Annotated in this window: 9 protein-coding genes, 1 other RNA gene and 2 pseudogenes; 10 read left to right on the top strand and 2 right to left on the bottom strand. The window is 62.4% G+C overall.

Features of this window, described 5'->3' with window-relative positions; all coding sequences use genetic code 11:
* The first annotated feature begins 31 nt into the window (after positions 1 to 31).
* Positions 32 to 793 carry a cupin domain-containing protein gene (locus ACAD63_RS32940; protein ID WP_434034922.1) on the top strand — a complete coding sequence of 254 codons (762 nt, stop codon included), beginning with the start codon at positions 32 to 34 and terminating at the stop codon, positions 791 to 793.
* A 53-nt stretch (positions 794 to 846) separates the two neighbouring features.
* A complete protein-coding gene (locus tag ACAD63_RS32935; RefSeq protein WP_434034921.1) occupies positions 847 to 1839 on the top strand; it encodes a Bug family tripartite tricarboxylate transporter substrate binding protein in 993 nt (330 codons plus the stop codon).
* Positions 1840 to 1987: 148 nt separating this feature from the next.
* Here the strand turns inward: ACAD63_RS32935 and ACAD63_RS32930 are convergent.
* Positions 1988 to 2224: pseudogene (locus ACAD63_RS32930) on the bottom strand (NAD(P)(+) transhydrogenase (Re/Si-specific) subunit beta); the annotation flags it as partial.
* Positions 2225 to 2652: 428 nt separating this feature from the next.
* Here ACAD63_RS32930 and ACAD63_RS32925 point away from each other — a divergent pair.
* The 4 genes from ACAD63_RS32925 (at position 2653) to ACAD63_RS32910 (ending at position 8015) form a co-directional block, all read left to right on the top strand.
* Entirely contained in the window at positions 2653 to 3159 is a 507-nt protein-coding gene (locus ACAD63_RS32925) for a hypothetical protein (RefSeq protein ID WP_434034920.1), read from the top strand.
* 10 nt (positions 3160 to 3169) lie between these two features.
* Positions 3170 to 5122, top strand: a complete 1953-nt coding sequence (locus ACAD63_RS32920) for a Mu transposase C-terminal domain-containing protein (RefSeq protein WP_434034919.1) — start codon at positions 3170 to 3172, stop codon at positions 5120 to 5122.
* A gap of 96 nt (positions 5123 to 5218) precedes the next feature.
* Positions 5219 to 6277 carry an AAA family ATPase gene (locus ACAD63_RS32915; protein WP_434034918.1) on the top strand — a complete coding sequence of 353 codons (1059 nt, stop codon included), beginning with the start codon at positions 5219 to 5221 and terminating at the stop codon, positions 6275 to 6277.
* A 1093-nt stretch (positions 6278 to 7370) separates the two neighbouring features.
* The gene (locus ACAD63_RS32910) at positions 7371 to 8015 is read left to right on the top strand and encodes a hypothetical protein (protein WP_434034917.1); all 645 of its coding nucleotides are present in this window, start codon (positions 7371 to 7373) and stop codon (positions 8013 to 8015) included.
* 90 nt (positions 8016 to 8105) lie between these two features.
* Here ACAD63_RS32910 and ACAD63_RS32905 read toward each other — a convergent pair.
* Positions 8106 to 8549: pseudogene (locus ACAD63_RS32905) on the bottom strand (tyrosine-type recombinase/integrase); the annotation flags it as partial.
* A 170-nt stretch (positions 8550 to 8719) separates the two neighbouring features.
* On the opposite strand from ACAD63_RS32905, the gene ACAD63_RS32900 reads away from it, so the two are divergent.
* From ACAD63_RS32900 to ssrA, 4 genes are all read left to right on the top strand, one after another.
* Positions 8720 to 9934, top strand: coding sequence for a DNA-binding protein (locus ACAD63_RS32900; RefSeq protein ID WP_434034916.1), 1215 nt, complete (start codon positions 8720 to 8722; stop codon positions 9932 to 9934).
* A gap of 163 nt (positions 9935 to 10097) precedes the next feature.
* Positions 10098 to 11210, top strand: a complete 1113-nt coding sequence (locus ACAD63_RS32895) for an H-NS family nucleoid-associated regulatory protein (RefSeq protein ID WP_434034915.1) — start codon at positions 10098 to 10100, stop codon at positions 11208 to 11210.
* A 174-nt stretch (positions 11211 to 11384) separates the two neighbouring features.
* Positions 11385 to 11657, top strand: coding sequence for an H-NS histone family protein (locus tag ACAD63_RS32890; RefSeq protein WP_434034914.1), 273 nt, complete (start codon positions 11385 to 11387; stop codon positions 11655 to 11657).
* A 4-nt stretch (positions 11658 to 11661) separates the two neighbouring features.
* Positions 11662 to 12022: a transfer-messenger RNA gene (gene ssrA, locus ACAD63_RS32885) on the top strand.
* Positions 12023 to 12086: the final 64 nt, after the last annotated feature.

The raw sequence follows: 12086 nt of genomic DNA, 5'->3' as shown, positions 1-12086 counted from the left end.
GGACCCAGCGATAGAACAGAGGAGAACGACGATGACATCACCCTTTGTGTTGCGTGCCGCCGATGTAGCGGCATATTCGCCCGCGAACCATACCGGCACTGCCAATCAGCGCATCATCGGCAAGGAAACGGTTGGCGCGCGGCGGGTCGAGGTCCTGCTCGGCACCATCTCGCGGGGCCATGGCGCCTTGCCTCACGCCCACCCGAATCTCGAGCAGGCGGGATATCTGCTCGCTGGCGAAGGCGTCAGCGAATTGCCAGGCAAGCGTCGCAGCCTGCGCGCCGGCGACTGGAGCTTCAACGCGGCGGGTGTATTCCACCGTTTTGAAGTCGTGAGCGACGAGCCTGTTCAGGTCATGGTGGTTTATGCACCGCCTTACAGCGAGAACCCGAATGCGGCCGTGGTCGCAGACGGGATGGACGACCCGCGCTTCCGCGCCGGCGCAATCGAGGCACGCGACGTGCCAGTGGATGCGTCGCCGATCGACTTGCCCCACTACCAGCGCGCGCAGGTCAGACCGGTAATTTCGCGCCAGACGGTTGACTCCAGGTTTCTCGACATCTACATGGTGGAACTCGCCGCCGACGGTTGCGTTGCGCCACATGCCCTGCCGGATGTGGAACAAGTGCTTTTCGTGCGCTGCGGCGCCATAGACGGGCAGATCGACGGTCAGCCGTTCCAAGCAATCGCTGGCGAATGGATCTTTGTGCCCGAGAACAAGGAACTGAGCCTCGAGGCAGTTCGCACGCCATGCGCACTCGTTGTCATCCGCGCACACGATGCCGCGACCTGACACGCGCAGGAATTCACCGAAAGACAAATGCAAGGAACACAAGAGGAGACACGATGACACAGCAGATTAACCGGCGGCGCTTTCTCGGACTGCTTCCCGCCTTGGCCGTATCGGCGGCAGCACCGGAGTTGGCCTCAGCGGCCGGCATCAATGACTATCCGGAGAAGCCCATCCGCGTAATCGTACCGTTCCCGGCCGGCAGCGGTACCGATGATAGCGCGCGCTTCATTGCCCAAAGCATCACCGCCCAGACGGGCCAGTCTGTCGTGATCGATAACCGACCTGGTGCCAACGGATTCATCGCGGCCAAGGCTGCCGCCACCGCGCCGGTCGACGGCTACACGATGTTGGTAACCACCAACACCACGCACGCGGCCAATGCCTCGCTGTTCAAGAAGCTGCCCTACGACCCCACCAAGGACTTCGCTCCGGTCTCGCTGATCGCAAAGAGCGGTCTGGTATTGGTAGTGCCGTTGGACAGCCCTGTGCGCACGGTGGCAGAGCTAACGGCCTTGGCCAAGAAGAAGGAAGGGAAACTGACGTTCGCGAGCGGCAGTTCCTCTACCCGAATCTCCAGCGAGCTTTACAAGATCATGAGCGGAGCACCGGCGCTACACGTGCCCTACAAGGGCGTGCCGCAGGCGCTGACCGACCTGATGGGGCACCAGATCGACTTCATGATCACTGACATCTCCCCGGCCCGCCCGCTCATCCAGGCCGGCAAACTGCGTGCGATCGCCGTGACCACCGCGCAGCGCCATCCGCTGTTCAAGGATGTGCCGACCATGGCAGAGAGCGGGTTGCCGGATTACGAGTTAACCGCGTGGGTCGCAGCGTTCTTCCCCGCAGGCACGCCCAAGCCGATTGTCGAGCAGATGAGTCACCTGATCCAGAAAGCCGTGGGCAATCGCGCCGCGGTCGATCATTTCGCCAGAACCGGCGGGCAGGCTCTCTCTTCGACACCAGAAGAACTGACGGCATTCGTTCGCAGCGAGACCTTGAAATGGGCCAAGACGATCAAGGCCGCGGGCATTCAACCAGAATAAATGTTCCCAGGGCGGTAGACCTGCGCTGATACTAAATGACTCCTCAAGAAACATAGCCATAGTCGGCGGTGCTTGAGTCGGCATCAACTTGCGTTCAGTCCCCCTTCATGCGCGACAGAGGGACACGCTGATACTGCATTGCCAGCCGGATCACACCGGAGGAGCCGACCAGCGAACCGGCGATGAACAGCATCGGGTATTTCAGCGAGAAGTTGACGCCCGCTGCCGCCCCGCCCGAGCACGAGTTCACCATCGACTACACCACCGGCGTGTCGGCGCTGCCGATCGGGATGATGATCAGCGCGCCCAGCACCAAGACGATCGCCAGCGTGACCAGGAATGGCTGCCAGTCCAGCGACATGAAGAAGACGATGCCGAAGCCCAGCTGTTGCCGACCATTAATTCGGCAAACGGTGACCACTAAATCCGCCAATGATCATCGATCTAACTGATTGATCCATAAGCGATTTCGTGAAGTGTAGTAGGAGTAGTACCTCCGAAGCCGGTCACAAGACTAATTAAATCAATGAGTTCGCGTTTCTTGTGTGGGCGTGCGTACCAACATTGCGACGATTTTGCGAGTAGCAATCTTGGTCCTCTCTGACTTCGCGGAGTAATGTTGAAACTCTCGCTCGTCGCTTGCTTCGTAGCATCTTTACTACTGTGTCCGATGTCGACCCGGATCCCTCACGCCAGTACAGCCGTCCACTAGCCTTCGCCCGCAATGGATGGCGGCGGCGCATTGAGGTGTTTAGCCCAAAGCTTGGGCGTCGGTTGAGCCTCGGCAGCTATGACGCTTATCGGACCTGGTTGATGATCGAAGCCAATCCTGCAATCGAAACGTTCACAGAGCGTCCGGCCCGGGTCGGCGATGACGGTAGCGCAGTGATTGATTTTTGGGTTCGATCCCGAGACGCGACGGCCGGGGAGTTCTGGCTGATAGAGCGCCGTCGTGCCGAGGATGGTAGCGAGCCAGAACCTGATGAACTCTTGTTTGAGACCAATACCTTGCATGGTCTCCCTGTCCGCGTCATTCATCAATCTGAACTGCAAACCTTGTCTGTGCCGATCGCCAACTGGTCGCGCATTGTCCCGTACCTCGTCAGCTACCGGCAATTTCGCGCCCCTGTGCTCGAGCAGGCCATCGTGGTCTACCTGAATAAGCCGAGGGAGTTGGATGCGATCCTTGAGCGCTTCCCCGAACACGACCCGGCGAGCGTGGAGGCTTCACTTTTTGCCTTGTTGGCATCCGGCCGCGTAGTCAGTCCTGACTTGGTGGTAGCGGCACTGAGCGGAGCGACTTCGTTTCAAAGGGCATAGGGGGGTGCAAATGGTCGAGCCGTTTCGCCGAATCGATCCGAACGCAATTCGTTTGTCGGATTGGCCCCAATTGGACGACCGAGCTCTCAACGACGAAGCGCGGACGACGTTTGGACAGCGTCGCGACGCGATTGAGGCCTATACCAGCGGTAGCTCCCTTCTGCATATCTACAAGACCTGGGGCATCCACCGTTCCACGCTACACCGTTTGGTCCGTCGAGCACTGAGCGCACACCCGGACGGTCGCCTGTGGGGCTATCGCGCATTGGTGCCGCATGTCCACGTACAGACCTATGAACGAAGCAAGGCGCCTCATGCGATTGCGCACGGAAAAGCGGGAAACGCAGGGGCCTTCGGACAGTTGCTGCGGCGTCACCGTAATCTGGCCACGCAGTTGCGGAAAGAGATCGAAACGAGAAAGGTCCATTTGCAGCCCGGTGAGAAGGGCCGTCTGGTTGGCCTCAAGGCAGTGATACAACGCTTCCACCAGTCCTGCCGTGAATTGGGTCTCGGCGCTGGCGACTATCCGCTGAACCAGCATGACAAAGCTGTTCGTTCACTGGCCCGCACACTCAGGGAGTGGCTTCAGGATGATTTCGACTTAGCTGCGCGCGCTGCCGGCCAAAGGATCAAGCCCGCATCGGCGCTGCGGCAGCTGCCTGAGCGGGGTAGCGCAGACGCGTTCGATACGGTCGAATTTGACGCCCATAAGATGGACGTTCGCCTGAAGGTAATCGATAACGATCCACTGGGCGGCGAACAAAGCTATGAGATCGAGCGCGTCTGGTTGCTGGCCATCATCGATGTTGCCACGCGCTGTCTCCTGGGCTACACCATGTCGTTGGGTCGGGAATGTAATCGCTTTGACGCCATCGAAACCTTCAAGCGCGCCGTGACACCGGCGAAGGTCCCCGAACTCACGTTGCCGGGCCTACGCCTGCTGCCTACCGGTGGGTTCGTCTCGCAGGCCTTGGAGCAAACCAGCTACGCCTGCTGGCGACAGATCCGGCTAGACAATGCGCGAGCGCACTTGGCGGCCACCAGCCTCGATGTCGTCTGCGAGGCGTTGGGTTGCGCAGCCGATTTCGGTCCGGCGTATCAGCCCGATGACCGACCATTCATCGAGCGCTACTTTGGCACGGTCGCCGCAACACTTTCGCGGCGGCTCCCGGGGGCGATACGAGGAAAGGATGCGGCAAAGGCCATGCTGAAACGTCTGCGCGACCCGGACGACACTCTGCGGCTGCTCGTCACCTCTCAGGAACTGGAGGAGCTGCTGCATGTGACGGTGTGGAACTACCACGGCTCGCCTCACGCTGGCCTGGGTGGTCTCACCCCATTGGAGATGATGCACCGGCACGTGCTTGGCATCGGTCGCGACGCGATCCGATTGCGTCTGATCCCCAAGCCGCTACGGGAACATCCCGAACAGCTGCATGACCCGGTAACGTGCCGCGTCCATGGAAACCTCGGCCGCGGTGAACGACCATACATAACCTTCTATCACGTGCGCTACACGAGCGAGAAGCTTGCCCGAAGCAGTGGATTGATCGGCCAGCGGCTGCGCATCCACTATGATCCGTCAGACTTGCGACAGCTGTGGGCCAGTACTGAAGACGGTCACATGTTGGGCAGTCTGTTCGCTAGCGGCAAGTGGCGCGACGAACCGCATTCGCTGCGGGTGCGCCAGCAGATCTTCAAGGCCAAGCGGGCGCGCGAGCTCGACTTCGGCCCAGGCGACAATCCCATCGAGGTCTTCCTTGCCCTCAGACGCAAGCAGGCCGCAAAGCGCAGGAGGGCGGCCAGCGATATCGCGCAGGTGCAGCGCGAGCGCCGGACAGCAAAGCCTCCTCCCTCAGCTGCCGAAAATGAAACGGTGACAACGGCACAGCCATCTTCGCCGCTGGCCACGGGACCCGTTAAAGGCAAGGCGTTGCGCATTACCAGGGGGTACACCCGCTGATCGTTGGGGCACGCGCGAAAACGGGCGCTGGCCGGGCCCGACTGTTGCCGGCCATGAAGGGCGAGGAGGAACTGATCTCGCCGGCAAGGAGCAGGCATGAACGAGAAGACCACCACGGCTCCGAAAGGCGCACCGCGTGCACGCGTCAGGGCGACCCGAGTCCGCTCAGCCAGCCGCACGCCTCACGCAACGACGGTGAATCCGGCAGACCTGACGGTACACAATCACCCGCTCGCTCGCCGTCACTATCGGGTGGCGACGGCAGCGATCGAAGGTTTCGTCGACCTCGTCGAACACTGCGTGCGCGTATTGATCCCGGGCGCGCTAATCTACGCCCGTCCTCGTATGGGCAAGACTCACGCCATTGATTACTTGGCATTGCATCTTGGCAGGAATCGGGGTGACATTCTCGTGATGAGGATGTCTTGCGAATATCATCGCAGCGACTACGAGGGGGCGTTCTTCAGTGCATTGTTGAGCGCCGCTGGTATCAGGGACCCACAGCCCAGGTGCATTGCCGACAAGCGCTTCGCCTTGATGCGTCGGATTAACGAGCAACTACAAAAGCGCTCGGGTCACATTGTGGTGCTCTTTTGCGACGAAGCACAGCGACTGTCCAAGCATGCACTGGAATGGCTGCGCGATGTCCATGATCAGCTTGCCCACCACGGCGTGCGCCTGATCACCTTTCTGGTAGGGCAGCCGCAGCTGATGGAGCAGAAGGCGCAATATCAGCTGTCCGGTGACGAGCAAATCGTCGCTCGCTTCATGATCGAGCAAATGCACTTCAGAGGCATTACAGGCGCCGTTGAAGCAGCAACCTGCCTGGCTAGTTACGATATGACTCGCTATCCAGAGGACACCGGGAGCACCTTCACGGCCTTTTTCTATCCCGACGCGTACGCCGCCGGCTTAAGACTGGAGCAATCGGCCGCGGCGCTGTGGAATGGCTTCGTGAACGCCCACACGGTCGCGCAACTGGCTGGACCGGTAGAGTTGCATATGGACTACTTCACCCGTGCCGTTGAGTCGGTGCTACTGAACGGTCCTCAGTGGGACAGTGCAGGACTAGTACTAGATTCGGCGCATTGGGAGCGAGCAGTGCGGGAGTCGGGGTACGTCGCCGCGCAACAGACCGTCCAGCCGGAGGTATAGACCATGGTCTTGCCGATCCTTGTGCCGGACCTGGCTGAGCCCAGCCCAGCGAAGGTGTGGATACCGCGCCCGTCTACTGATTCCGCCACGCCGGTTGCTCCGCTCAATCGATCGCCTCGGGTGCGTACGACGACGGACTCGAACATAGCGGTGAAGATTGCAACGGAGCGCGAACGAGCGATTGTGAGGGTCTTACGTCCGCTGGGAATTGGGCCCCTCTCGCAGAAGCAAGCTAAGAAGGCTGGCGAACGGCTTGGTCTCCATTGGTCTACGGTCTATCGCTTGCGCCGGCGCTTCCTCGCGGATCCTGTAGCGAGCGCGCTGATACCTCATGACCGGGGTCCCAAGGTGGGAGATCTGCGTCTAACAGCTACGGTCGAGAATATTGTGAGTGAGGTGCTTACCGATTGGTTGCCGCGACAGGGTCGTCTCGCGCATCCGCTTCTCGAGCTCTGCGCCGAAATCCAGAAGCGATGCGCAGGAGCAAATGTTAATCCGCCAAGTAGAGCTACCATTTCGCGACGCTGGGCTGCCCATCTGAAAGCGGAGGCGGCGAGCAGTGCGAGAGTCAAGCGTCCGCTCAGACAATCGTCTCGGCTGTGTAAGACCACGGTTCTGAACTCGGCGGTGGGGATTGCAACGGAGCGCGAACGGGCGATCGTGAAGGTCCTACGTCCGCTGGGGATGGGGCCCCTCTCGCGTCAGCAGGCTACGAAGGTTGGCGAGCTGCTTGGAATCCATTGGTCTACGGTGTATCGCTTGCGCCGGCGCTTCCTCGCAGATCCTGTGGCGAGCGCGTTGATACCTCACAACCGGGGTCCCAAAGTGGGTAGTTTGCGTCTAGCGGAGACGGTCGAGGAGATCGTGAGTGAGGTGCTTACCGATTGGCTGCCGCGGCAGCGTCATCTTGCCTATCCGCTTCTCGAGCTCTGTGTCGAGATCCGGAAGCGATGCGCAGGAGCAAGTGTTAATCCGCCAAGCAGACCTACGATTTCGCGGCGCTGGGCCGCCCGTCGGAAAGCGGAGGCCCAAAGCAGTGCGAGAGTCCGGGTACGTCGCCCCGTGACAGAGAGTAAGGCTGGAGGTATAGATCATGGTCTTGCCGATCCTCGTGTTGGAGCTGTCTGAGCCCAACCCCGCGTACGAGCCGATACCGCACAAACGCAAGGCTGTTCCACCGCCAACGAGTAAGCGCGATAAGCTCATCCGTCAATGGCGCCAGATCCTGGGCAGCCGAGCGTCTATGACCAACAGCGGGCGCTATCGGACCCGCGCATCGTGCGACTGGACATACGAGGCGATGGCCGGCGGCGAATCGAGTGCGTTGCTGCACGACAGCGAGCATTTGACAAGATTATTGCTGCGCCGGGCGTGGGCAAACGTGCCGCGTCGCCAACAGCGGCTGCTTCGTCTCGCCGTTCGATGTTTCGATCCGAACAATCCCGCCATCAAGGTGGCAGCCACTCAGGTCAACGCGACGGCGTGGCTGCTCGCCGCGATGCACTGGAACGGCTGTCGGCATCCCAGCGCTCTCTGGTGCAAGCCCCTGCATCCGCTGACTGGAGTGGTGCGTTGGCTCAGCGGCTTTGACATTGTCGAACAGCATGAGCGTTCGCGAGAGATCCTAACGAAGCTGGCGGAAAGGGTAGGGCGGGTCGAACGACATAGCCGCCAACTCGTTGTTGCGATGAGGGCCGAAAGGCAAGTTGTCGCGTTGCTGCCTGAGCTGCTGCAGTGAGAAAACTTGAGTCGTGAGAGACGAAACCTGCACAGCCCATGGTGCGGAGCGAAATTACTACGTAAACGTACTGCGATTACTACAGTTCACGGTCAGCCAGGCAAAGAGCGCATTCAGGATGACCAGGGCGTGTCGCACGCTGGCGGGCGACAGTGGCCCGGCAAACGGGCGCCAGTCGGGGTGGCTGCGCGCGAGCTTCTTGCTGCCGGTCAGGACCCAGCGCGCGGCCGGCTGGGGGGCGGCCAGGAAGCGTTCATAAACGAGCAGGTCTTCGTGCGTCAGTGAAGACAGTGGCTTGCCCAGTTGCAGCACGGCCCACAGGATCAGTCGCTCGACCTCGCGGCGGTAGGCGGAGAGCGTCGCCGCGCTGTCGGTATAGCGCGCGAGCCAGGCGGTGACGGCGGCGAGGTCGTCGGTCGCGGCAATGCGGGTGGCCGTGGCCGGTGCGCGGTTGCTGCCGGCCGCGCCGGACAGCGCCAACGGCAGCCGCAGCTGCTCCAGTGGCGTGGGCAATGCGGTGAGGAGGCCGGACACAGGCGGGCAGGGCGGATGGGCGGGCGATTCCAAGGTCGGGTCAGCGTGGGAGGCGGTTCGAGCTGTTATTATAGACATAAGCGCAGTTATGTCTAAACTATTGTCGGAGAAATTAGCTTTATTACGTATTACGATGTAATATTTGTCATCACTTTTCCGTTTTTCTCCCGATGGCCGCTGCCGACCTGGATCTGACCGACACTGCGCTACAGGCTGATTTGGCCGAGCTGCGCGGGCGCTTCCCCGAGACCCGCGCGCTCTACCGCGAGGTCTGCGGCCTGCTGTTCTTCCGCTACGGCGTCACGCCCACCGCCAACAAGCTCTACAGCCTGGTGCGCAAGGGCAGCATGGGCACGCCGGCCGAGGTGCTGCAGGCGTTCTGGCAGGAACTGCGCGGGCGTACGCGCGTCACCATCGACCATCCCGACCTGCCGGAGGCGTTGAAGGACATTGCGGCCGGGGCGGTCCAGACGATCTGGCAGGCGGCCAACGAGGCCGCGTCCGCCGAGCTGGCCACGTTGCGCGCGGAGGCGCGTCACGCCGCGAGCGAAGCGGAAGCCGAGCGCGATGCGGCGCGCGCGGAGACGGCTGCCGCGCGCGAGGACGCCGCGGCGCTCGTCGCGCAACTGGACACCGCGCGCCAAACCATCGAGGAGGGTCAGGCGACGCTGGCGGCGGAGCGGCAGGGGCACGCGGCGACCCAGGCCCGGCTGGAGGCGGGGCGGGCGGAACTGGACGCCGCGCGCCGGCAACTGGCGGAACTGCGTACCCAATTCTCGACGGAGCTGGAGCGGGCGCGCGAGGCCGTGACGCTCGCGCAGGAACGGGCGGAAGCCAGCGAGCGGCGCAGCCTGCGCGAACTGGACCAGGAGCGCACCGCGCGCCAGAAGAGCGAGCGCACGGCCGAAGACCTGCGCGCCGAACTGGCGGCGTCACGCAGCGAAGCGCGCGATGCGGCCGTGGCGCAGGCGGAGGGCCGCGCCAAGCTCGAAGCGCAGGCTGCGGCGCTGGCCGATCGGCTCGCGGTAGCCGAACAGGCGCAACGCAAGGCGGCGGGCGACCTGGAGGCAGTGCAGGCGGAACTCGCCGCGGCATTGCGCCGGGCCGAGCGCGGCGAAGCGGAAGCGGCGCTCGCGCGCCAGTTGCTGGCCACCCTGCGCGTCGCGCCGCGCGAACGCGACGGCGGTGGCGGCGGCGGTGGTGGAAGGCGGCGCAAGGGCGGCAGTTCGGTGGCGACCGCGCCGGAAGAGCAGGGCGACGGTCAGGGGGAAGCTCAGCAGGAAGAGCTGGGCGAAGAACAGGGCGACGAGCCGGGGGCGGCGCTACCCAACAATCAGGACGAAGGCAACGACAGCAGTGACGGCAGCGCTGACAGCAAAGGCTGAGCGGGCGAACGCGATCCGCTGGATCCAGGCGCAGATGGACGACGACGGGCAATCCCCCAACCTTGCATCACATAAACGCCGATGGGTAAGTTCGAACGACACGCAAGAGACAAGGTCTCACCGTCCATGGAATAAGGAAGCGTCTGCACCTGCAGTGTCTTCAATGAAGGAGAGCGAATTGGCCCCGAAGCAAGTGGTTGAACCCGTTGTCGCGAGCAATGCGACGGACGGACTTGGTCAGATGGAGCTTCCCATCGCTGAGGCGATGCGCGACGCGGATCCCGTCAGTGGTGAAGCCAGTGGTGCAGGCGTCGGTAGTGGCAGCAATGACACTCAGGCCCGACGCATGGACTTCTGGTCCACAAGCCTGGTCAGCGGCCCGACGGCGACGGTGTCATATCGGCGCCGGCGGCCTTACACAGCCCCGGACGCTTCAACGGAAGACGTGGCACCGGAAAAATCGGTGGAAGCCACCGCCTCGGAAGCGTTGACTGATTCTGACGCGCCGGAAGCGCCCATTAAAGCCATGCCCTCGGAAGCGACCACTGAAGCCGTGGCCGAAGCTCCGGTTGAAGTCCTGGCCACGGACGAACCGACGGAAGCTGCCACCCAGGACGAACTGACCGAAACGGCTGCCCCGGTAGCACCGCTTTACGCCCCAGCTCCGGAAGCTGCGCCTGAAGAGATGCAGGCCCCGAAGCGCGGTCGGAAGCCGAAAGCGCTCACCGAAACTGCCGCTGCGGAAGCTGCGCCGGAAGAGACGCGGGCCCCGAAGCGCGGTCGGAAGCCGAAAGCGCTCACCGAAACCGCCGCTCCGGAAGCCGCGCCGGAAGAGAGGCGGACCCCGAAGCGCGGTCGGAAGCCGAAAATCCTAGCTGAAGTTGCCGCCCCGGAAGTCACGACTCAAGAGACCCCAACCCGGAAGCCGCGACAGGAGCAAAAAGCGCCTACCGCAACTCAAAGCCCGTCCCAATCCTCACTGCTCGCTCAACTGGCATCTGTCAATGCGCAACTTGAGCAGTTGCGAGCCACGGAAGTGCCAAAGGTCGTGGAGGAAATTCAGCAGTTGATGCAGGAGTACGACCTCAGCATTGAGGACATTGCGGGCAAGCCCAGTGTTGAGCCCGCTCCCCGTGCTGTTCCGACCAAGAAGAAGGCCGCGCCGCCTCCAAGGTACCGCAATCCCAAGACGGGCCAGACCTGGTCGGGGCGCGGTCGGGCTCCCGCGTGGATTGGCAAGAAGCCCGAGCGTTTCCTAATCGATCTCTTGTACTGAACGACAGGTTGGCGGGCGCGGCCGGTCCGCCCCCCTTCTGACTAGCAAACTCGGCAGGCCGAAGTTCGGCGGCCACTGCGTAGGAAGACCAAGGGGAAGAGCTGGGCAACGAGCAGGGGGCGGCGGCGCTGCCTGGCAATCAGGACGAAGGCAACGACAGCAGTGACGGCAGCGATGACAGCAAAGACTGAGCGGGCGGACGCAATCCGCTGGATCCAGACGCAGATGGACGACTACGGGCTCACCCTCGAAGAGCTCGACGCGGCGGGGTGCTTCGCGCCGCCGGCCCCACCCGAGCCACCCCCACCGCCGCCTCCGCCTCCGGTGGTCTGCTACCGCAACGCGGAAGGGCTGACCTGGGACGGGCAGGGCGAGATGCCGTCGTGGCTCAAGCGGGCGGTCAATGCGGGGCAAAGCGTGGAGTTTTACCGGGTCGGGTCCTTATAGAGCCGCACGCAAACTGCCTTGACGCTGCGGGCAGGGGGCGTAGAATCTGGAGCGTTGGGGCCGCAAGGTTCCCGATAATGGTTGTGAACCTTCTTCTTGAAGGCCTTCTGGACGGCGGTTCGATTCCGCCCAGGTCCACCAGAAGCACATTGCACTGGTAGTGCGCTTCTGATGGGCCTGACTTGGTTTCGACAGGGGGAGATAGGGTCGTGAGGCAACCCGTCAGAGAAGACGTTAAAACTAAATCGAAGTAAATGCTAACGACGAAAAGTTCGCATTGGCCGCCTAACAGCCGCCTTGGGTTGTAACTGACCTCGAAACAGAAAAGTTACTGACAAGGGCTCCTTCGGGGGTAATGCCGTTCAGTTAAGGTCCTTTCTGAGGAACCGGACGGTGTAGCGCTTAGGCAGGGCTTTGACTTCACGGGGG

Origin of the sequence: Cupriavidus sp. a3, assembly GCF_051015765.1 — a bacterium.
Classification (GTDB): Bacteria; Pseudomonadota; Gammaproteobacteria; order Burkholderiales; family Burkholderiaceae; genus Cupriavidus; species Cupriavidus oxalaticus_A.
This window is presented reverse-complemented; position numbering and strand designations above follow the sequence as displayed.

Bases quoted from the DNA above. Each gene is read 5' to 3' on its own strand.
- ACAD63_RS32940 (WP_434034922.1), top strand. From the start codon at position 32: ATGACATCACCCTTTGTGTTGCGTGCCGCCGATGTAGCGGCATATTCG.
- ACAD63_RS32935 (WP_434034921.1), top strand. From the start codon at position 847: ATGACACAGCAGATTAACCGGCGGCGCTTTCTCGGACTGCTTCCCGCC.
- ACAD63_RS32925 (WP_434034920.1), top strand. From the start codon at position 2,653: ATGATCGAAGCCAATCCTGCAATCGAAACGTTCACAGAGCGTCCGGCC.
- ACAD63_RS32920 (WP_434034919.1), top strand. From the start codon at position 3,170: ATGGTCGAGCCGTTTCGCCGAATCGATCCGAACGCAATTCGTTTGTCG.
- ACAD63_RS32915 (WP_434034918.1), top strand. From the start codon at position 5,219: ATGAACGAGAAGACCACCACGGCTCCGAAAGGCGCACCGCGTGCACGC.
- ACAD63_RS32910 (WP_434034917.1), top strand. From the start codon at position 7,371: ATGGTCTTGCCGATCCTCGTGTTGGAGCTGTCTGAGCCCAACCCCGCG.
- ACAD63_RS32900 (WP_434034916.1), top strand. From the start codon at position 8,720: ATGGCCGCTGCCGACCTGGATCTGACCGACACTGCGCTACAGGCTGAT.
- ACAD63_RS32895 (WP_434034915.1), top strand. From the start codon at position 10,098: ATGAAGGAGAGCGAATTGGCCCCGAAGCAAGTGGTTGAACCCGTTGTC.
- ACAD63_RS32890 (WP_434034914.1), top strand. From the start codon at position 11,385: ATGACAGCAAAGACTGAGCGGGCGGACGCAATCCGCTGGATCCAGACG.